Source organism: Nostoc sp. UIC 10630, from assembly GCF_010747425.1.
Taxonomy (GTDB): Bacteria; Cyanobacteriota; Cyanobacteriia; order Cyanobacteriales; family Nostocaceae; genus Nostoc.
In genome coordinates, this window is sequence record NZ_JAAGOG010000155.1 from 1 (window position 1) to 20,257 (window position 20,257).

General features: G+C 42.2%; 19 protein-coding genes. 13 read left to right on the forward strand and 6 right to left on the reverse strand.

The features are described 5' to 3' along the window. Positions 1 to 90: 90 nt before the first annotated feature. The 3 genes from G1O98_RS27645 to G1O98_RS27655 all read left to right on the forward strand — a co-directional run bounded on the left by G1O98_RS27645 (position 91) and on the right by G1O98_RS27655 (position 3,517). Positions 91 to 876 (forward strand): peptidylprolyl isomerase, encoded by a 786-nt coding sequence (locus tag G1O98_RS27645; protein WP_163934775.1) that lies wholly within the window; start codon positions 91 to 93, stop codon positions 874 to 876. Positions 877 to 940: 64 nt separating this feature from the next. After that, positions 941 to 2,089: a beta-ketoacyl-ACP synthase gene (locus G1O98_RS27650; RefSeq protein WP_163934778.1), complete on the forward strand. Its 1,149-nt coding sequence runs from the start codon at positions 941 to 943 to the stop codon at positions 2,087 to 2,089. Positions 2,090 to 2,227: 138 nt separating this feature from the next. Then, positions 2,228 to 3,517 (forward strand): Glu/Leu/Phe/Val dehydrogenase, encoded by a 1,290-nt coding sequence (locus tag G1O98_RS27655; protein WP_163934781.1) that lies wholly within the window; start codon positions 2,228 to 2,230, stop codon positions 3,515 to 3,517. 171 nt (positions 3,518 to 3,688) lie between these two features. On the opposite strand, the gene G1O98_RS27660 is transcribed toward G1O98_RS27655, so the two are convergent. Continuing rightward, positions 3,689 to 4,810 (reverse strand): Gfo/Idh/MocA family oxidoreductase, encoded by a 1,122-nt coding sequence (locus G1O98_RS27660; protein ID WP_163934783.1) that lies wholly within the window; start codon positions 4,808 to 4,810, stop codon positions 3,689 to 3,691. 99 nt (positions 4,811 to 4,909) lie between these two features. Continuing rightward, the gene (locus G1O98_RS27665; protein ID WP_163934786.1) at positions 4,910 to 5,398 is read right to left on the reverse strand and encodes a hemerythrin domain-containing protein; all 489 of its coding nucleotides are present in this window, start codon (positions 5,396 to 5,398) and stop codon (positions 4,910 to 4,912) included. A gap of 244 nt (positions 5,399 to 5,642) precedes the next feature. Between G1O98_RS27665 and G1O98_RS27670 the strand changes: the two genes are divergently transcribed. The 7 genes from G1O98_RS27670 to minE all read left to right on the forward strand — a co-directional run bounded on the left by G1O98_RS27670 (position 5,643) and on the right by minE (position 11,293). Beyond that, a complete protein-coding gene (locus G1O98_RS27670) occupies positions 5,643 to 5,816 on the forward strand; it encodes a hypothetical protein (RefSeq protein WP_207794516.1) in 174 nt (57 codons plus the stop codon). Positions 5,817 to 5,834: 18 nt separating this feature from the next. Next, positions 5,835 to 6,332: a DUF29 domain-containing protein gene (locus tag G1O98_RS27675; RefSeq protein ID WP_163934792.1), complete on the forward strand. Its 498-nt coding sequence runs from the start codon at positions 5,835 to 5,837 to the stop codon at positions 6,330 to 6,332. A gap of 40 nt (positions 6,333 to 6,372) precedes the next feature. Continuing rightward, positions 6,373 to 7,035: a hypothetical protein gene (locus G1O98_RS27680; protein ID WP_012410006.1), complete on the forward strand. Its 663-nt coding sequence runs from the start codon at positions 6,373 to 6,375 to the stop codon at positions 7,033 to 7,035. 176 nt (positions 7,036 to 7,211) lie between these two features. Next, complete coding sequence (locus tag G1O98_RS27685) at positions 7,212 to 8,534, forward strand: four-carbon acid sugar kinase family protein (RefSeq protein ID WP_163934796.1); 1,323 nt, start codon at positions 7,212 to 7,214, stop codon at positions 8,532 to 8,534. A gap of 251 nt (positions 8,535 to 8,785) precedes the next feature. Next, positions 8,786 to 9,874, forward strand: coding sequence for a septum site-determining protein MinC (gene minC / locus G1O98_RS27690; protein ID WP_163934798.1), 1,089 nt, complete (start codon positions 8,786 to 8,788; stop codon positions 9,872 to 9,874). A gap of 285 nt (positions 9,875 to 10,159) precedes the next feature. After that, on the forward strand, positions 10,160 to 10,966 hold the full coding sequence (gene minD / locus G1O98_RS27695) for a septum site-determining protein MinD (protein WP_012410009.1): 807 nt from the start codon (positions 10,160 to 10,162) through the stop codon (positions 10,964 to 10,966). A 36-nt stretch (positions 10,967 to 11,002) separates the two neighbouring features. Further along, positions 11,003 to 11,293, forward strand: a complete 291-nt coding sequence (gene minE, locus G1O98_RS27700; protein ID WP_012410010.1) for a cell division topological specificity factor MinE — start codon at positions 11,003 to 11,005, stop codon at positions 11,291 to 11,293. Between the two features lie 323 nt (positions 11,294 to 11,616). Here the strand turns inward: minE and G1O98_RS27705 are convergent, their stop codons facing one another. Continuing rightward, positions 11,617 to 12,939 (reverse strand): hypothetical protein, encoded by a 1,323-nt coding sequence (locus G1O98_RS27705; RefSeq protein WP_163934801.1) that lies wholly within the window; start codon positions 12,937 to 12,939, stop codon positions 11,617 to 11,619. 863 nt (positions 12,940 to 13,802) lie between these two features. Between G1O98_RS27705 and fmt the strand changes: the two genes are divergently transcribed. Further along, positions 13,803 to 14,804 carry a methionyl-tRNA formyltransferase gene (gene fmt, locus G1O98_RS27710; protein WP_163934804.1) on the forward strand — a complete coding sequence of 334 codons (1,002 nt, stop codon included), beginning with the start codon at positions 13,803 to 13,805 and terminating at the stop codon, positions 14,802 to 14,804. A gap of 49 nt (positions 14,805 to 14,853) precedes the next feature. On the opposite strand, the gene G1O98_RS27715 is transcribed toward fmt, so the two are convergent. Together G1O98_RS27715 and G1O98_RS27720 are read right to left on the reverse strand one after the other, a co-directional pair. Beyond that, positions 14,854 to 15,219, reverse strand: coding sequence for a DUF6464 family protein (locus tag G1O98_RS27715; protein WP_114081723.1), 366 nt, complete (start codon positions 15,217 to 15,219; stop codon positions 14,854 to 14,856). A 107-nt stretch (positions 15,220 to 15,326) separates the two neighbouring features. Then, entirely contained in the window at positions 15,327 to 16,838 is a 1,512-nt protein-coding gene (locus tag G1O98_RS27720) for an FAD-dependent oxidoreductase (protein ID WP_163934807.1), read from the reverse strand. Positions 16,839 to 17,019: 181 nt separating this feature from the next. Between G1O98_RS27720 and G1O98_RS27725 the strand changes: the two genes are divergently transcribed. Continuing rightward, positions 17,020 to 17,922 (forward strand): class I SAM-dependent methyltransferase, encoded by a 903-nt coding sequence (locus G1O98_RS27725; protein ID WP_163934810.1) that lies wholly within the window; start codon positions 17,020 to 17,022, stop codon positions 17,920 to 17,922. 259 nt (positions 17,923 to 18,181) lie between these two features. On the opposite strand, the gene G1O98_RS27730 is transcribed toward G1O98_RS27725, so the two are convergent. Continuing rightward, complete coding sequence (locus G1O98_RS27730; protein WP_163934812.1) at positions 18,182 to 19,285, reverse strand: calcium-binding protein; 1,104 nt, start codon at positions 19,283 to 19,285, stop codon at positions 18,182 to 18,184. Positions 19,286 to 19,560: 275 nt separating this feature from the next. Here G1O98_RS27730 and modB point away from each other — a divergent pair. Next, a partial coding sequence (modB, locus tag G1O98_RS27735) for a molybdate ABC transporter permease subunit (protein ID WP_163934815.1) occupies positions 19,561 to 20,257 on the forward strand: 697 nt, incomplete at its 3' end.

Sequence of the window (20,257 nt, forward strand, 5' to 3'; positions counted from 1 at the left end):
GACTTACTGTAACTTTTCCCCATTCCCCATTCCCCATTCCCCATTCCCTCTTGAAACGATAAGATACTCTGGTTAAATCAGTAACTGGCAATGCGGTTAAAAATTTCACAATTTTTGCTTTCTTTTGTGCTTATCAGTGCTGTGATGCTTGGAGGATGTTCAACACAGCAGGTAGCTTCTAATACCTCTTCTCCAACCTCGACAGCTACCTCGACTACCCAGACGACTACTGAAGCAACATCTGTATCTCAAACTAGTAGTGAGAATATTCCTGGAACCACTGGTTTACCACGTCTTGAAGGCAAGGCTACTGTGGTAATAACGGTTAAAGGTTCGCCCATTACTATCGAAGTAGACGGCACTGATGCCCCCATTACAGCTGGTAACTTCGTAGATTTAGTTCAAAAGGGTGTTTACGATGGTTTAGCTTTCCATCGAGTTGTACGCGAACCCCAACCGTTTGTAGTTCAAGGGGGCGATCCCCAAAGCAAAGACCCGAAAGTTCCAGCAGATCAGCTGGGAACCGGTAGCTATATTGACCCAAAAACGGGAAATGCTCGCTATATACCTTTAGAAGTTAAGCCGAAAGGTTCGGATACTCCGCTTTACAACAAACCATTTGATGCTACTGCTCAACCCGTCGTATTGCCCCATAAACAGGGTGCAGTAGCGATGGCGCGATCGCAAGCACCAGATTCGGCTTCAGCTCAGTTTTACTTTGCTTTGGCGGATCTAGCCTTCTTGGATGGTAACTACGCCGTGTTTGGCAATGTCACTCAAGGCTTGGATGTAGTGAACAAAATTCAGCAAGGCGATCGCATTGACTCTGCTAAAGTCACCCAAGGGGCTGAAAATCTGAAAACACCAGGACAGTAAGAGGAAGAGAGCAGGGGAGAATAATTACTAACTCCTAACTTTTAACTCCTAACTCCTAAATTTAGTGAAAGTTCTTGTCACTGGTATTGGTCTAGTTTCCGCCTTGGGTGGAAGTTTAGAGGATAGCTGGCAAAATTTGCTAGCAGGTAAATCTGGAATTAGGTTACATCAGCCATTTCCAGAAATAAAACCACTTCCTCTAGGTTTAATTGCTCAACAACCATCTGAGTTGGCAATGTTAACTCAAATGGTTGTTACTTCTGCTTTGCGAGATGCTGGGTTAGTTGCACCTTTAGCTGATTGTGCTGTCGTCATTGGATCGAGCCGCTCTTATCAAGCATCTTGGGAGATGTTGGTGCGGCAAATGTATAAAGATGCGGAAAATTTGCCCGTTTCTGATTTTGGAAATTGGTTAGAGATATTACCTCATATCAATGCGATCGCAGCTGCAAGACAAATCGGTGCAACAGGTATGGTTTTGGCACCGATGGCAGCTTGTGCAACTGGAATTTGGTCTATCGCCCAAGCAGCCTTACTTATACAAACTGGGCAATGCCAACAGGCGATCGCAGGCGCAGTGGAAGCACCAATTACACCCCTAACTTTAGCTGGGTTTCAGCAGATGGGTGCTTTGGCAAAAACTGGGGCTTATCCCTTCGATTTGCAGCGAGAAGGGTTAGTTTTGGGCGAAGGTGCGGCTGTGTTTGTCTTAGAATCCGCAGAGTTGGCAAAACAGCGTCAAGCAAAAGTGTATGGTGAAATTCTCGGTTTCGGCTTAACTAACGACGCATATCATAGTAATTCACCGGAACCTGAAGGGAAAAGTGCGATCGCAGCTATCAAACAATGTCTAGAACGCAGTTGTCTATCACCAAGCGATATTGATTACATTCACGCTCATGGTACAGCAACCCAGCTAAATGACCAGATGGAGAGTATGGTAATCCAGCGTTTGTTTCCCCAAGGCGTGGCAGTTAGTTCGACCAAAGGAAGCACAGGTCATACATTAGGAGCATCAGGAGCATTAGGCGTAGCTTTTTCTCTCATGGCATTAAAGCATCAAATATTACCGCCTTGTGTAGGCTTGCAGCAGCCAGAGTTTGATTTAGAAATCGTTACAGCAGCACGTCTAAGTAGAATTAGGCAGGTTTTATGTTTGAGTTTTGGCTTTGGTGGACAGAATGTCGTGATCGCGTTAGCTAAGTCCCCATAGTACTTTGTACCTACAGCACAATATAAAATATAAAACTGTAACAAAAACTACAAAATTCCTATTTTTCTCAAAAAAAGGATAAGCTAGTTACAGAATGATATCCGGTTCGTAAAGATACCGTGATTAGGAGAAAATTTTATGATTTCAAAATCACTACTACCGCTAGAACCCGCTTCTCCAGCGCATATATGCCCATTTGACCAAGCCTGTAGCTACTTAGAAGCGGCAGCTAAAGAACTAAATTTAAATCAGGGTTTGCTGGAAATCCTCAGCCATCCGCGTAAGGTTGTCACAGTTTCCATTCCCGTGAAACTAGATGACGGGGAAATACAGGTTCTTGCTGGACACCGGGTACAGCACTGCGATGTCTTAGGTCCCTACAAGGGCGGAATTCGTTATCATCCGGCAGTGACATTGCGCGAAGTATCGGCTTTGGCAATGCTGATGACCTGGAAATGTGCATTGTTAGGTATTCCTTATGGTGGTGGTAAGGGTGGCATTGCCATAGATCCAAAACGTTACAGTGTTGGCGAATTAGAGCGAATTAGCCGCCGTTATATCAGTGAGTTAATTAAAGATATTGGGCCTTCCGTAGATATTCCTGCGCCAGACATGGGCACTTCTGCTCGTGAAATGGCTTGGATGATGGATACTTACTCTGTGAATGTCGGTAATGCTGTACCAGGCGTTGTGACTGGTAAACCGCTTTCCATTGGTGGTTCTCTAGGGCGAGAAATGGCAACTGGACGTGGCACAATGATTATTGTGCGTGAGGCGCTAGCAGATCAAGGTAAATCCTTAGTAGGAGTGCGAGTAGCTATTCAAGGTTTTGGTAATGTCGGTGGTGCCGCAGCTGAATTACTCCATCAAGCAGGCGCGAAAATTATCGCTGTTTCAACAGGTGCTGGAGGAATATTTTCCGAAGCTGGTCTTGATATTCCCGCGTTGAAAATCTACGCTGCTGAAAATCGCAAGAGTATTGTAGGTTTCCCCCAATCTGTACCAATTAGCAATGCAGATTTATTGACTTTACCCTGCGATGTCTTAATACCAGCAGCTTTAGAAAACCAGATCACTGAAGAAAATGTGAATCAGGTGCAAGCGCAAATTGTCGCAGAAGCAGCTAACGGGCCGGTTACTCTTGAGGCTAACTTGGCCTTAGAAGCGCGGGGTGTAACAGTACTACCAGATATATTGGCGAATGCTGGTGGTGTGGTAGTCAGTTATTTGGAATGGGTGCAGGGTCTTTCTTACGTATTTTGGGATGAGGAGCGAGTTAACCGCGAAATGGAGCATTTGATGGTGCAAGCCTATCGCAAGGTGATTCAGCAATCTAATAAGCGGCAAATTTCTTTAAGATTAGCAGCTTACACTTTAGGGGTGGGTAGAGTTGCCCAGGCCCTGACTGATAGAGGTCTTTATCCTTAACATTTAGGAAGATACAAAGTTTTAAATTGAATAGACCAGATGTGTAGGGGTGCAAGATTATATTGTGCCCCTATAATTACATGGCGATCGCTGCAATATAACTTTAATTCAAGATACACCGTTAGGAGCGTACAGCTAGCTTTACGCTCCTAACAATATATCTGTTATTATTTACGACTCACCAGAAGGGGAAGCAGCGTGAATTAAATCTGGCTTCTTCTCAGCAGGAGGAAGTTCAATAGCTTGAGTCGATGTGGGACGTTGATGGCGATGGCTAGTTTGTATCTGCACAGGTTTACCCATCTCAATTGACTGATAAAGTGCTTGAATGATCGAAACATCAATCAGCCCTTCCGTCCCAGATGGTTCCGGGTCTTTATCTTGCAGAATACAATCAGAGAAGTAGGTAAATTCAGCTGCTAGTTGGTCATGATCCTCAAAGGTACGCTCTTGAGTTTCACCATTAATTGTCAAATAATGCTTGATTTCCCCCTGCCAAGGATAGGCAGGTTCTACTCGTAAATCTCCTTTAGTACCTACAACCTGATAGGTTGAAACATTTGCCCCTCCAAAACTACAGGTAAATGTTGCCAATCGCTCGTTAGGAAAACGCAAAGTGACACTAGTCATTTCTTCCACTTCGCTGAAACGTTGTTCTCCCTTATTGGCAGCTACAGCAAATACTTCAATTGGTTCATCTTGAAATAGATAACGTACAGCATTAATGCAGTAAATGCCTATATCATAAAGCGTGCCACCACCAGTTACATCTCGTAAACGAATATTGCCTTCTTCTACTTGTTGACTAAAAACCGAGTTGAAAATACGTGGTTCACCAATTTGCTTCGAGCGGATAATTTCGACTGCTTGTAAATTGGCTTCTTCTAAATGTAAGCGATAGGCAATCATCAGCTTGACATTATTATCATTGGCAGCTTTAATCATTGCCTCACACTCTTCTTCTGTCACTGCCATTGGCTTTTCACACAACACATGAATTGCCTGATTAGCAGCCCGCACAGTGTAGTCACAATGCAAGTGATTGGGCAACGCAATATAAACTGCATCAATCTCGCCGCTTGCCAAACAGTCCTCATACTCCTCATAGGAGTAAGTATGCTCTATTCCATACTTTTTGCTCAGTTCTTCGCTTTTAATGGGGTCATCTGAAACCAGTGCCACTAATTCTGATTTTTTGGCGTGGACAAAGGAAGGTAAGGCGGCTTCTTGAGCAAACCAACCTAAACCAACAACCGCGTAACGAATTTTGCGCTTACTATTTGTAGCAGTCATTTTTCTCCTATCTGAATAAAGGAATATTTTGTTTAATGCACCAATTACCTTTGAATTAGGGCTAATTGTTTATACAAAGACTGAGAAAAAAATACGTTCCTACATTGCTAATGCAGCTTCTACATTTGACACCAACTTATCTTTAGTTTCCTGAAACTCTTGACCCAATTCAGTTAACTCCTTATCACTCATACATTCGCGCACAGCATTAAAAATTTCGCTTTCTTCTTCTTCTACATGATGCTCAAATGTCTCCTTCAATTCGAGCATTTTTTCTTTAAACTCAGGATCGCTAGGTTTAAGTGCCTTAATCTCTTCTAAAATCACTGAAACTTCTTCGTGTTCTTCTTCAGCTTCTTCAACATATTGTTCAGTTTCTTCGTATTCTCGCAAAGCTGGGTAGAAAACTAATTCTTCAGTTCTTGCATGTAAGATGACCGCTACATAGATTTGATTGAATTGCTCAACTAATTTTGCACCCTTAGATTTCTCTGCTTCTGCAAAAAGCTTCTCCACTTGACGATGCTCTGCTTCAATTAATGCCAAAATGTCTGTTGCTTTATCTTTATTAGCTTTAGTTCTAGCCATTTTATTTCTCCTTGTTAATTAGAGATTTATAGGGCTGAAAATTTGGAGGTTAATGAATGAGAACTCGTATATTCTCAATGAATTGCTAAATTAAAACCTCATTCTTTCAGTAAGCTTTAGTTTAGACTTAAGGAATATTTCCGCTATTGCAACCTAACTGAAATTCATAACCTCAGCATGATGGATACTGAGTATGTAGCGTTAGCAGCCCAAGAATACGGCTCAATCATCAACCATACGACCTGTGAACGCCCAAAGAGTGGCTATGGCAGTAAGATGGACTGCGGTGGGCTATGCCTACGCCTCTGAAATTCCACCAGATGGTGCATGGGAAATGTCAGCTTTGCCTGATGGACAAGTACAAGTCATACTGAGTTGGCGTTTACCCTCAGTCGATCTGGCTAAATTAAAAAAATAGTAGGAGTTGGGCTAGTCTATGGTAAAACCAATAATCCAATCAGCAACTCAAACCTTATACGACGAAGATTATTACCTCTGGCTGAGGACAACTATAAACCAACTTCGCGCTGGACAGTTTTCTGCTGTTGATTTAGATAATTTGTTAGAAGAATTAGAAACTATGAGTAGAAGGGAGAAGCGAGCAATTGAAAGTTTATTAATTAAGCTTCTTCAACATCTACTAAAACTCAAGTGTTGGAATGAAGAGCGAGAACGTAATCTAGGAAATTGGAAAGGGGAAATCAGGACTTTTCGTAGAGACATTAAAAAAGCTCTAAAAGATAGTCCTAGCTTAAAACCTTACATCTTAGAAATATTTGATGAATGTTATCAAGACGCAAGAACAGAAGCAAGCGATCGCTCTCAACTCCCACTTGACATATTCTCCTCTATGCCCATTGGCTCTTTAGAACAAATCTTAGATGAAAACTGGTTTCCCGAATATAACCACAATCATCACGGTAAACCCGATTAAAATGAATACGCAACTTGGGTTTCCATAGGAGTATGCAGCCGTGCAGCCGGACTTAATAGGCTTGGAAATTAGTAAGGGGGAACTAAGACGTTTGACTGGATTCGATCCAGAAGACGTTTTTAGACCTTCTGTTCTGCGAGATGGCAAAAAGCGATTAGGGTTTTTTATCAATGAAATGCTGGTGACGCTGGCGCTAACGCCCATAATTGTGGGCTTTGTTTATGCGTTTATTATTCTGCCAACTATTGGTTCTTCTATTCGACTAGGAATTCTTTTACTAATTTTAGTGCCAATGCCGATATTAGTGGGGCGATGGCTATGGCGACAATTAACCTGTCCTGAAGGACTGACAATACTTTTAGACGAAGTTGATAAATATCATGACCTGGTTGCTGCCATCGATATTAATGACCAATTGGCAGCATCAGGAAACGTAGAAAGCAGTATCCATGACCGAGATAAAGTCACCGCCGCCCTGCAACTAATTAGAGAAGATTTAGTTCGCGCTCTGAAAACGGAACGAATTTTGCGAGATAATAAAAAATTGCTTGCTAATAACCAAGAGTTATTTGTGAATAATTTAGCCAGTCTGCAAGCTTTACAAGTTAGTAGTCAAGCAGGCGAATATGCTCAACTACTCAATCAATCATTGCAAATTGCGATCGATGTGCAAGCAGAAATCAGAAAATTGCACAAAGGCTAAGTGGATGTTTGTCAACCTTGGGCGACTAAAAGTCGCGGCTACACAGACAAAACCTGCCTCCGCAGGTTATAAAACCATTGATTTTGCATTAGTCCACGGAGGTGGACTTTGCTTGTGTAGTAGCGACTTCTAGTCGCCCAATACTTTCCCACAAAACAATCGCCCCGTTGACCTAAATGAGCAACAAACCAAAAATAATTGTCCTGGATGATGACCCTACAGGTTCTCAAACAGTCCACAGCTGCTTGCTGCTAATGCACTGGGATGTGGACACTTTACGCAGTGGGTTACAGGACGCTTCGCCGATTTTTTTTGTCCTGACTAACACTAGATCGCTAACGCCAGAGTCAGCTACATCTGTCACTAAAGAAGTTTGCCAAAATCTGAAAATCGCTTTGAATGCTGAAGGAATTGACGATTTTTTGATTGTCAGCCGTTCTGATTCTACTTTGCGGGGGCATTATCCCATCGAAACTGATGCGATCGCACAAGAACTCGGCCCTTTTGATGCTCATTTTCTTGTCCCAGCATTTTTTGAGGGTGGACGCATCACCCGCGACAGCGTGCATTACTTGATGATTGCTGGTGTCCCCACCCCAGTCCATGAAACCGAATTTGCCCGTGATTCAGTCTTCAGCTACCATCACAGTTACCTGCCCAAGTATGTTGAAGAAAAGACTCAAGGACGAATTAGTGCTGAAGCTGTAGAAAGGTTTCTCTTAGCTGATATTCGCGCTGGTAGTTTAGAACGCTTGTTACAACTGAGTGGTAATCAGTGCGCTGTTGTCGATGGTGAAACTCAAGATGATCTCAACCGCTTTGCAGTAGATATATTAGCAGCAGCAAGTCAAGGGAAACGTTTTCTGTTTCGTAGTGGCGCAAGTATTTTAACGGCTTTAGCCGCTTTACCACCCCAACCCATTGCTGCCGAAAACATGGCGCAATACGTGCGCCAAGGCAAACCAGGTGCGGTAATTGTTGGTTCCCATGTGAAAAAGACTACCCAGCAGTTAGAGGCGCTATTGCAAGTAGAAGGAACCGTGGGAATTGAAGTAAATGTCGCACGATTACTTGATGATGCAAATCAATCTGCGGTTCTGCTAACTGAAATCAAAGAAAGTACACAGGCGGCACATGAAGCGGGTAAAACACCAGTAGTTTATACTAGCCGTCAGGAACTGAGTTTTAAAGATGTCAACACCCGATTAGAGTTTGGGGCAAAAGTTTCAAGTTTATTGATGGATATTGTGCGGGGTTTACCATCTGATATAGGATTCTTAATCAGCAAGGGTGGCATTACCTCAAACGATGTCTTGAGTACTGGACTAACCTTAACTTCAGCCCGTTTACTCGGTCAAATTTTAGCTGGTTGTTCAATGGTGTTAACCCCATCCGATCATCCCCAGTTTCCTGATTTGCCTGTAGTGCTGTTTCCAGGTAACGTTGGTGATGCTGATGCCTTGGGGACAATTTATCAGAGGTTGACTAAACAATCTTGAGTGTTGAGTGAAGATGATGATAATTCCGAACTACTGCCTTTCTGCTAGAAGATAATTTTTTACGTAGATGCGGCTAAGGAAGTACCCACAGGGTATGGCAATGAACGCAAAGTGAAGATACAAGTAATCTTATGGCGGAAAGGGAGTAATCTATGCTCCGCACTTTCTGGTCTGATCATGTTGTTAGATTTTCCAACTGATCTAATATTGGTAATGATTCGGAGTGTCCCTTGTCTTTTGGCTAGTACTGCATGACTTCTGATTCTGCAATTCCCAATCTCAAGTCAAATTCTGCACTTCCTAATGCAGAATCAAACTCTATCCTTTCGGAGGTAGAGGTAAATCCTACTATTTCTGATGTAGAGTCAGATCCTATCCCCCCTGATGCGGAGTTAAGATCCGTCCTCCTTTATTTAAAATCAAATACTGTCGTTGGGGATGTAGAGTCTAATCCTGCTAACCCAGACTTAGAGTCTAATCCTGCTAACTCAGATGTAGAGCCAAATCCTGCTAACTCAGATGTAGAGTCTAAGACTGATGTCGCATCAGATTTTATCTTGACTGATTCAAATCCCAATGAGTCAGCAATATCTGGGTATCGCGTAAATGATAATACTCAAGTCCAGTTAAGAAGTAAGGAGGGACGACTGTTATTAATTTTGCCCCCAGAATCTCAAGTATCTGCCTCAGAACTCAGTTGGTCTGATATTTGGCAACAAATCAGGCAACGTTTGAATGCAGGCGATCGCTTCCGTGTATCTAATACACCTGTACATCTAATGGCACAAGACCGCTTAGTAGATGCCAGACAACTCCAAGAACTCGCCGAGGCTTTAAGTGAAGTGCAACTGCGGCTAATTTCTGTCTCAACGAGTCGCCGACAAACTGCGATCGCAGCCGTAACATCTGGGTATTCTGTAGAACAATTGCAGCCTGTAACTTCCCTGAATACAGGGTCAGAAGCTACAGCTACACCCCAGGCAGATGCCCTTTATTTAGAAACAACAGTCCGCTCTGGAGTAGAAATTCGTCATCCTGGTACAGTAATTATCTTGGGAGATGTAAACCCAGGTGGTATTGTAATTGCAGATGGAGATATTATCATCTGGGGTCGTCTACGTGGAATTGCTCATGCTGGGGCCGGAGGCAATCGTGAGTGTCTGATAATGGCTTTGCAAATGGAACCTACCCAATTGCGGATCGCAGATGCTGTCGCTAGGGCACCAGAAAAATTACCGACGCAATTTTCTCCAGAAGTGGCACATATTATGCCCCAAGGGATTCGCATCGCTAGGGCTAGTGATTTTTCTAGAAACCAATTTACTAAAAGCAATCAGTAGCCCTGAATATTTACTTAAAAGATGAAGAATATGAAGGATGAAATATAGCGGTTTTCATGTAGATGGAATACACTACTCTAATGCCTTTCCCCTAGCAAAGTGTATTTAACACGACTGAGCAAAGACGCGGAGTGGCTTGTCATAAGACATCACAATAAAAAAATATTCATCCTCGCCCTAATCAGGGAGACCAGATATTTCTTCATACTTGATACGATACTTCATACTTTATACTGCAATTTACGGTTTTATATTTCCTGAACCCTCATTGACCGCATTTCTATCATGACTCGCATTATAGTGATTACCTCCGGTAAAGGAGGAGTGGGTAAAACCACAGTTTCAGCAAATCTGGGCATGGCTTTAGCCAAAATGGGTCGTCAAGTTGCCTTGGTTGATGCGGATTTTGGTCTGAGAAATTTGGATTTGCTGCTAGGGCTGGAGAACCGCATCGTCTATACTGCGGTGGAAGTCTTGGCCAGAGAGTGTCGCTTAGAACAAGCCTTGGTGAAAGATAAACGCCAACCCAATCTTGTACTCCTACCGGCAGCCCAAAATCGCTCCAAAGATGCAGTCACACCGGAACAGATGAAGTTACTGGTCAATGCCCTAGCGCAAAAGTATCAGTACGTGATCATTGATAGCCCCGCCGGTATTGAAAATGGGTTTAAAAATGCGATCGGCCCGGCCAAAGAAGCGCTAGTTGTCAGCACGCCAGAAATTTCCTCAGTTCGTGATGCCGACCGGGTAGTGGGGTTACTTGAAGCACAAGGTATCAAGCGTGTTCATTTAATAATTAACCGCATCAGACCCGCAATGGTGCAGGCAAATGATATGATGTCAGTGCAAGATGTTCAGGAACTTCTCGCCATTCCCCTGATCGGGGTAATCCCTGACGACGAGCGTGTTATTGTATCTACCAATCGCGGCGAACCCTTAGTGTTAGCGGAAAATCCCTCTTTAGCCGCCACAGCCTTTGAGAACATTGCTCGTAGATTAGAAGGAGAAAGTGTCGAATTTCTGGAGATCGACTCATCCCAAGACAGCATCTTCGCCCGTCTACGAAGGTTGTTGTGGACAAAGATTGTTTAACTTACTTTTCTAGTCTCCGCGCCAGACCTATTCGTAATGATTGAACTTCTAGAAAAACTTTTTTCTCGCGGCCCTGATAGCAGTCGAACTCAAGTTAAACGTCGCCTGCAATTGGTGATTGCTCACGATCGCGCTGATTTAGATCCTCAAACGTTGGAAAAAATGCGGAAAGAAATCCTAGATGTAGTCTGTCGCTATGTCGAAATTGAGACAGAGGGCTTGGAGTTCTCCTTAGAAAGCAACCAACGAACAACAGCTTTAATTGCTAATTTGCCCATCCGCCGGGTAAAAGGGGCCATACCTGAATGGGAAAGGGGTGATAAATAAGTTTTAATAGTTTTAGTCTTAAATATTTTTATTGCAATAGTAATGAGTTGTCCCAAGTTTTAGATTAAATAAACTTCTATATTGACATATTTGGGTGGGTGTCAATATAGGAGTTCAATACTTCTCGCTTTGTGCATTTTTAATTCGGAATCGGATTTTGGGTAAAGTGTACTGGGTTTGGGTTAAAGGTTTTTTCTTTCCCCTTCCCTTTTCCTCTTAACCGAGAAGTATTGTATAGGAGTTTTGAGTATAGAAAGTACCCAATAAAAATCTCCCGTTGTCCATCGGTGACGATAACGGGAGTAGATAAATTATTCTATAAACTATCGGTAAGCCACTTGTGGCCCTGCCCAAATCTCTGTAACCTTTTTACCAAAAGTAATCGGCTGATCTTCATCTGTTGTGGGTACAGTCTTGCCATCATTAGCAACTTGCATTAGTGGCCAGTTTTCATCACCCAATTCACCTGCACGGAATAGTACATGATCCGGTTGCTTTTTACTCCAACCTAACAAGACGGCAATTTTCTCATGCTCATCTTGCTCATTAGCAGGAGCAACTATATTAGCGTGATTTTTTTGCCGATCCCAAATCACTGCACTATCAGTAGAATCGCCTGTGTTAAATATCCCTTCAAATTTGCGTGCTAAAAAGCGATCGCCTTTTTCCGACCAGCTAACCGGAACTAATACCCCAATTTGACCGTTCGGATTAGCCTCTTCTGACGAAGAACCCTTTAGAGCTTTTACTTTTAATAAAGGATCGCTAACTGGAGTAGTTGAAGCCATTACCCACAATTTCTTCGTGTGCATATCTTGGACAAACAGAACGCTAGTAACACGGCTGTTGTACATTTCGGGTTTTACTTCTAGTTGCACACGGCTATAAACAGCATATTTACCATCTGGAGAAACCACGGGTACGCTACGGTAGTGACGAACTCCAGAACCACCGTTGGAACCAATTGCTTCTTGAGTCGCCGTAATCCATTTCCAAGGAATAGGATGAGGACTACCTATGGGATCTATTTGTTCAGCTTGGGACTCATCACGTGGTTCAGAAACGGGTATTTCTGTTGTTGTGGTTGGTTGTGACTCTCTAAGAATTGGTGCTATTTGAGTTGCTGTCAATGATTTAGTAAAAGACTTTTCTCTAGAGAGAGATTTTTCTTGTCCTTTCAAAGACTTGATATTAGCAGCTTTGAGTTTTTGTACTAGATTAAGCTGACTAACAGGAACATCTGTTAATGGTGCAAGTTCAACTGTTGCCAAAGTATCAGGAACAGTTAAATCGTTGTTTAACCCATAACTATCTACTTGAGCAAAAGACTCAATTTTATCTGATGGTAATACTTGCGGTTCCTGGACAGCAGGACTTTGTGTGGGTACAGAGTCAAATTTTTCTGTTAAAGAGTCGATTTGATCTGTTTTCGATATTTCAGCTATCTCAGGTTCCCCAACTACAGCTATTTCCTTTGATACAGAGTCAGAATCTCCAGTCATCGAAGTTAGTTTAGCTACTTCGGATTTTACAGGGAACGAGTGAGCTGATGCGCCTAGCAAGGGTGCGATCAGTATCACAACGACAACGTAATTGAGAAATGGTTGCGCGCGGAACCATCCTGACAGCAAAAGGGGTTTAAGCATTTGTAGACTCTCTAGAGGGGTGGTTGCTATGTGAGAAGCAATACCTATGCAGCAATGGGGCAGGCAGTAATTATATGTATAACAAGAAACTAAAAACTTTGACGAGATATTTCCTTCAAAGTTCGCTGAGTCTTATAAAAATTAAGTATCATTGTCTACACCTTTTATTACTCAGGTACTGAATGTTTTTTTGCAAAAGTATGCGAGTATAGTAAATACGCTGAGAACTCAGTAATTACTACACGATATATAATCCTGCTGTTGATATCCTCGACAATACTAAAAACAGATATTAGTCAAGGGATATTCAAGTTATATTTGAGGCGATAACGCTGGCAACAAAAAATGAGATAACTTAAATTATTGGGGATCGTACTAGTTTTAGCTAGTACACAATCAACAAGTCAGGTTACACACTAAATATAACAGCGCAAACCCTCACAATGGTAGAGGTGAGGTGTTACGTGAAAAGCTGGGGAATGCAGACGCATAATAAATCATACTCAGAAAATACTGCTGTCAGCAACCCAAATTTATAAATTGCAATCTCAACTACAAAATAGCTAGAAGACGCAATAGTTTTTTACAAACCCAACTGCATTTAATGCAAATTTGGGGTAAACGTCCGGGAACACAACAAAACTAACTTGGTAGATGCTCTAGCGGCTCGTGACGAGACACCACTAAACGATGAGGGTTTCCTAAAGGCAATGCAGCTTATACTAGCTGTTACACTTGTCAAGTTAACTATGTAAGTTAATAAAACAGCCTTTTGGTTTCACTCGATACGAAAATATTGTACCACCAAACAGCCGATATTATTTACCATTAACTAATGACTTACGATTAACAAATAATTATTAATGAAAATTGTATTTTTTGGTACACCACAGTTTGCTGTACCCACGTTGGAAAAGTTATTGAATCATTCAAAATTTGATGTGTTGGCAGTTGTCACTCAACCAGATAAACGCCGTGAACGGGGAAATAAACTTACTCCTTCACCTGTAAAGGCGATCGCCACTGCCCACAACTTACCAGTATGGCAACCAGAAAAAGTAAAAAAAGATACTGAGACTTTGACCAAGCTCAAAGAATTAGACGCAGATGTGTTTGTTGTTGTCGCTTATGGACAGATTTTATCGTCAAAAATCTTAAAAATGCCAAAGTTAGGCTGTATTAATGTGCATGGCTCGATTTTACCTAAATATCGGGGTGCAGCGCCGATTCAGTGGTGTTTGTATAATGGTGAGAAGGAAACGGGGATCACAACCATGTTAATGGATGTGGGGATGGATACCGGGCCAATGCTAGAAATAGCCACTACACCCATTGGATTACTGGATAATACTCAAGATTTAGCCGAAAGACTAGCTGCGATCGGTGGGGATTTGTTAGTGGAAACTCTGTTGAAGTTGGAACGCCAGGAAATTCAACCAATACCCCAAGATAATTTGTCAGCTACTTATGCACCTCTGATTCAAAAAGAAGATTATGGTTTGGATTGGTCAAAAAGCGCGATCCAATTACACAATCAAATTAGAGGCTTTTATCCCAACTGCACGGCTACTTTTCGTAACAACTTGTTGAAAATCACCGCTTCGGCTCCCCTTGGTTCTGTAGGCTATCGCATCCCACCAGAATTACAAGAATTAATTCATAAATTGCCTGATTTGTCAAATGTATCAGACAAACCGGGAGCTGTGGTGAACATTACCAAAGGCATTGGAGCGATCGTCCAAACTGGGGAAGGTTTATTGCTGTTGCGAGAGGTTCAGCTAGCTGGGAAACGTCCCCAGTCGGGATGGGATTTTGTTAATGGTACCCGCTTAACTGTGGGAGAAGTTTTTGGTGCGGGTCGTTGAGGGACAATAACTTTTAACTCCTGTACAGACGCGATTAATCGTGTCTCTCCTAGCTCTTAACTTCTAACTTTTCATAAAAGCGGCAAGATTCGCAAGGGCCATCTGGGTTGACTGCACAGCGAATTAGTTCTGAATGAGCATTGTAGGAGCAGGTGGCATCGCCAACTACCCAACGTCCACCTACCAAACTTTTTTCAGATGGTCGTTTAGCCGACTGCACGTAAATAGCAATATTATGTAAACGGTAGCGCCCAGCTTTGAGTTGGTATTTATGGCGGCGTTCTAAAACCGCATAAGTTTTACCTTCAAAATCGAGATAATTTCCGGGTTGGGGTGTCCAATCAAGTTGCACTTTACCGAGTGACTCACGCGGATGCGTCAGAATCACCTCGGTTTGTAAAGAGTCTGGCTCCATAAGCTTATGTGATTTGATTTACATTAGAAGAATGGTATAGCATAGCTTTCTTTAGCTTACCGAATTTACGATTACAATTAATGATTACCTTTTCGTGCCCCTACGGATTAAGGCAACCAAAAGTCAGGTAGGATAGATTTGCCCAAGTCACGTAGAGTTTGGTTGAGCGATCGCGCCACTTGGATATGTGCTTCATCCTCTTCTACAGCTAAAATCTCAGCTGGCTGACCTTCTCCTAAATAAGACACGACCAAATTCGCCGCCTCCAAACCAGTAACATAAGCCTTTTCTTGTGACCAGGAACCATGACGGTTCACAATCCAATCCCCACTCATAAACACATTCTCAAAACTTGTCTTCGCGGGCAACATATAACGATAGCTACCAGGTGCAAAGTGAGTCACCGCCTGAGATAGCCGAATTACACTACTATCAACGATCTTTGCTTCCTGAAAGGCAGGTACACAAGTTGCTAAATAACCCTGAACTATTGCTAAAATCTCCTCATCACTCAAACTGAGGAACTGATTCGCATGATAAAAATCAGCTTCAATCACCGTTCCTGGCTCATCTCGATATTCATCATGTAAGGCATTCAAATCAAAAAACGTCCAACCTGTACTTGCGTCGAATCCGAAACAAGCATTAGAAGGACGGGGAATATCAATTTTGCGGTCAAACCATAGCCGCGTTGCTAAAACATCAATCCCTCCTAAATTGCTCAAATTACGGAATTCTTCATGACTTTGTAAACTAGGGCTAGTTGAGACAATTTTCTTCATTCCCGTAATCCCAACTGCAAAAATTACGGCATCTGCTTCAATTACTTCATCACCGCAAACCACACCTTTCGCCCGATGATTACTATCAACAATTAAGTCTGTAACTCGGCGCTTGGGTAGCACTCGCGCACCAGCTTTTTCAATCTGTTCTACCCAAGGACGAAATATCTTTTCTCCAACAGTTCCCCGACACCAAACTACATCAAAATCGGGTTGATGAGCCAGAATAAAAAAGTAAAGCATTCCTAAAGTTGCTGCGGCCGAACATTGTTCACCAGGGGCAAACAAGCCGACTAATAACATTGGTTCAAAAGCCTCGCGGTAAAGTCGTGCAGAAACATTAAAGTTTTTGAACAATTCCCTAGCAGTTACAAAGTCATAGCGCCGCCACGCATCATCAGAATTGTCAAAATCAACAACAGCATACAGTAAAGGTAGGGCGCTCAGACGGTCAATTAGTGGCAATCGTTTAAACTGAGTATATAGAAAAGTTCCTAGTGGGGATGGGAGTCGCGGTAAGTCCTGAAAAATCGGTGATTCAACTTCCAAGCCTGCTGGTGAATATTGCGAAGAACGAGTCCAAGTAGTAAAAGGATTAATTTCTAATTGGTTAATTAAGGAAAAAATATTTTTGTAAGGATACCAAAAACCATGAATGCCAGCTTCAACAGATTTTCCGGTGGCTGTTTGCCAACCTGCCACCAATCCACCTGGATAGGGGCCTGCTTCTAGAAGGGTCACATCATAGCCCTGTTTTGCCAAATGGTAGGTTGCTCCTAAACCAGCCCAACCACCACCTACAACTACCACCCGTTTTTTTTGTGATCCTTCTACCATCCCAGCCTCCGATTGTTGCTGTCCATCAACTAATGTATACGAACTTGTGTTCTGATCGGATGACAGGTTGTTACTATAGGGGTTTTCTTTGGGATGGCGTTCAGTAAAAATGCCTTGCGGTTAATGCTGAGTTAAGAGTATAACAGAAAACAGACTTGACTATTCATGAGGAATAATCCTAATGACTCAATTAGCAAATACAAAATTCAGTTTAAATGACTTTGAATTACGAGATGGTATTTATTTTCCTAGTGACTATGAACAATTGAATAATACTCAACATAAAAAAACATGGGACGCAATTGGTAAAACATATTATGGTTCCCAAAAAATTGAAAAACTTGCAGATACCTCTCCCATCAAACAAGATTACACTTTACTAACTGGAACACCTGGAGGTACTTGGAATAAATTTCCATTGAATAAAAGTGTTGGCTCTATTCTAGAGATTGGCTCTGGTTATGGCCGCGCACCTTTACATCTCTCGAAAGCGAAAAATCTAAAATGCGAAAAATATTATGGTATTGATATTTCTGAACCTTTATTGCGGCGGTTAATCAAAGTTAAACAAGAATATAATTTTTTCCCAGAAGCTGAATTTAACTTGATTTGTACTTCTGCTGAAATATTGCCTTTAGAAGATAATTCTATAGATTTGGTAATTTCTAACTGCGTTTTTATGCATATCCCAGATGCACAATTAAGAAGCTTGTTAGCTGATATATCTCGTGTACTAAAACCTGGCGGGATTTTTGTTTTTAATCATTCTTTTCACAATAAGTCTTGTCCTTCTCATATTATTCACAATTTCATCAGAAGGCTAAACCCATTTGTGAGAAATCCAGTTTATCTCAAGCAATATTCTGGTGCTGAAATAAATGAAATGTTAATGACTGCTGGCATACAAACTAAGTGCCCAGAATACATTGTGGAACCAACGGCAGAATATGCAATTTTGCCGGAAACTATTAAGGGAATTCCAGTACCTTTTGCTAATGCTATTAACAGAAGTCTTAAACCATCAGATGCTTTAAAAGAAACTTTGGCTTATGGTTTTAGTGCTTACAGTACCAAACTGGACTAATTCAGAAACTCTTCTATTGGGTGAAAGTTTGTAGTCATTAGCCCTAATGGAATCTTATCTGATTTGTGAAAATTAGCGATCGCTAATATCCCCGACTTATTATCAGAAGTTGGGGATCTGACTTTTCACACCATCTAGAAAGCCTCTCTCCAAACCTCTCTTCTTGTAATGGAGAAGCTTTGAATTTTCTCCTTTCCCTACGAGGGAAGGGCGCTAGGGGGTTAGATTTGGCGTACATGACGTGAAAAGTCAGATTCACTTAAGCAATAAAGTCTAAAGCGGTAGATACGTTTGTAGTATCTTGCACAACAGCAATTAAATCGCCATTTCTGTAGATGAGGGTATCTAAAGCTGCCGCACCGCTGAAATTGGTTATTGTAAGACCGTAGCTATTGATACTACTACCAATCCTAATCTTGTCACCTTCCGATCGCTGGAAGTCTGTGATTAAGGCATATCCACTGCCTAAATAATCAATGTTGGTGCTAAAAGATCCATTAAAACCAAGGCTAAATGTATCCGCCCCAGTACCGCCAGTATACCTGTCGATTTCGCCGCTACTACCGCCATAGCCACTGAAGAAATCATTGCCTGCACCACCAATGAGTGTGTCATTGCCACCTCCACCGTAGAGCAGATCGTTACCATCTTCACCACTCAAATAGTCATTACCTCCGGGAGTACCGCTACCATTGGTGATTTCGTCGCCGAAGAGTACATCACCACCTATCCCACCATAAAGTGAGTCATTACCAGTTCCACCGATCAGGTTATCGATGCCATCACCACCGTAAATATAATCATTCCCACCTTTACCTTGAAGGGAATCGTTTCCTCCCAAACCACTCAGGAAATTTGAGTATTCATTTCCTGTAATCTCATTGTTGAGGTTGTTGCCAATGCCATAGTAAGCAGTATTTGCATACAACAATGTTAAATTCTCCAGGTTTGCCCCTAGAGTGTAGCTAGAATAGGATAGAACCGTATCAGTTCCCTCGTTAGTATATTCAGTAATAGTGTCAGCCGTATCACCTGTTTGTGCAGAAATCAGGTAAGTATCATTGCCTGTTCCGCCAAGTAAAATATCTGTGCCTGCTCCACCCCATATAAAGTCATCGCCTGCTTCACCAAAAATAACATCATTGCCATCGTCTCCGTAGAGAGTATCTTTGCCTCCGCGACCCAGGATAGTGTCCTTACCATTGCCGCCGGAAACCAAATCATTTCCCTCTCCAGCATCGATGATGTCGTCTCCGCCTTTGCCATTAATATTATCGTTGCCTGCATAACCAAAAATGGAGATGTCAGCGGATTCAGTACCGTTTAAATTGTCATTACCAGAAGTGCCGTAGATAGCAGCCATAAATAATCTCTTTTGCTATTTTTCTTAGGACTTACGCAAATGTCATATCTTTTTCGTAGAGGTTTTTCAGGGCGGTGTCTCTGCCTTTGCTATCCCATAACAGAAAATACATCTGCCAGTTGCGTGAGTCTTAACATATTCTTTCTCCAATATGAGTATTCTGTTTTTCAGATTTTCTTCATTGTTCGTAATCTAATTGATCAAGCTTTACCAACTTTTAGAGGTTAAAGTTGGTAAATTAGGGATTAATTGAGCTAACTCTTCCCCACGCAACTATGCCATTGGATTTATCGCCCCTTTGGATATCACTCAAAACTTCATTACTTGCCACATTTATCACTTTTTTCTTGGGTATTGCTGCTGCCTACTGGATGCTGGGATATCGTGGCAAAGGTAAATCATTGATTGAGGGTATCTTTATTGCGCCACTGATTTTACCGCCCACAGTTGTAGGCTTCTTGTTGCTGCTATTTTTTGGCAAAAATGGCCCTGTAGGGAAACTTATGGAGTCTTTTGACTTCACCATTGTCTTTACTTGGTATGGTGCTGCGATCGCAGCTACCGTAGTATCTTTCCCTTTAATGTATAAAACTGCACTGGGAGCCTTTGAACAAATAGATGGCAACTTACTGCGAGTAGCTAGAACCCTTGGTGCAACCGAAGCTACAATCTTTTGGCGTATCAGTTTACCTCTAGCACTACCTGGCATTGTCGCTGCCACAATGCTCGCTTTTGCGCGTGCTTTGGGAGAATTCGGCGCAACATTGATGCTAGCTGGTAATATTCCCGGACAAACGCAGACAATCCCAATGGCGATTTATTTTGCTGTGGAAGCGGGAGCAATGAATGAGGCGTGGTTTTGGGCGATCGCAATTATGGTGATTTCTCTATCTGGAATAATTGCAGTCAACTTCTGGCAAGAATTGAGGGAAAAGGGGAGAGGAGAGGGGAGTGGGGAGCAGGGAGCAGGGG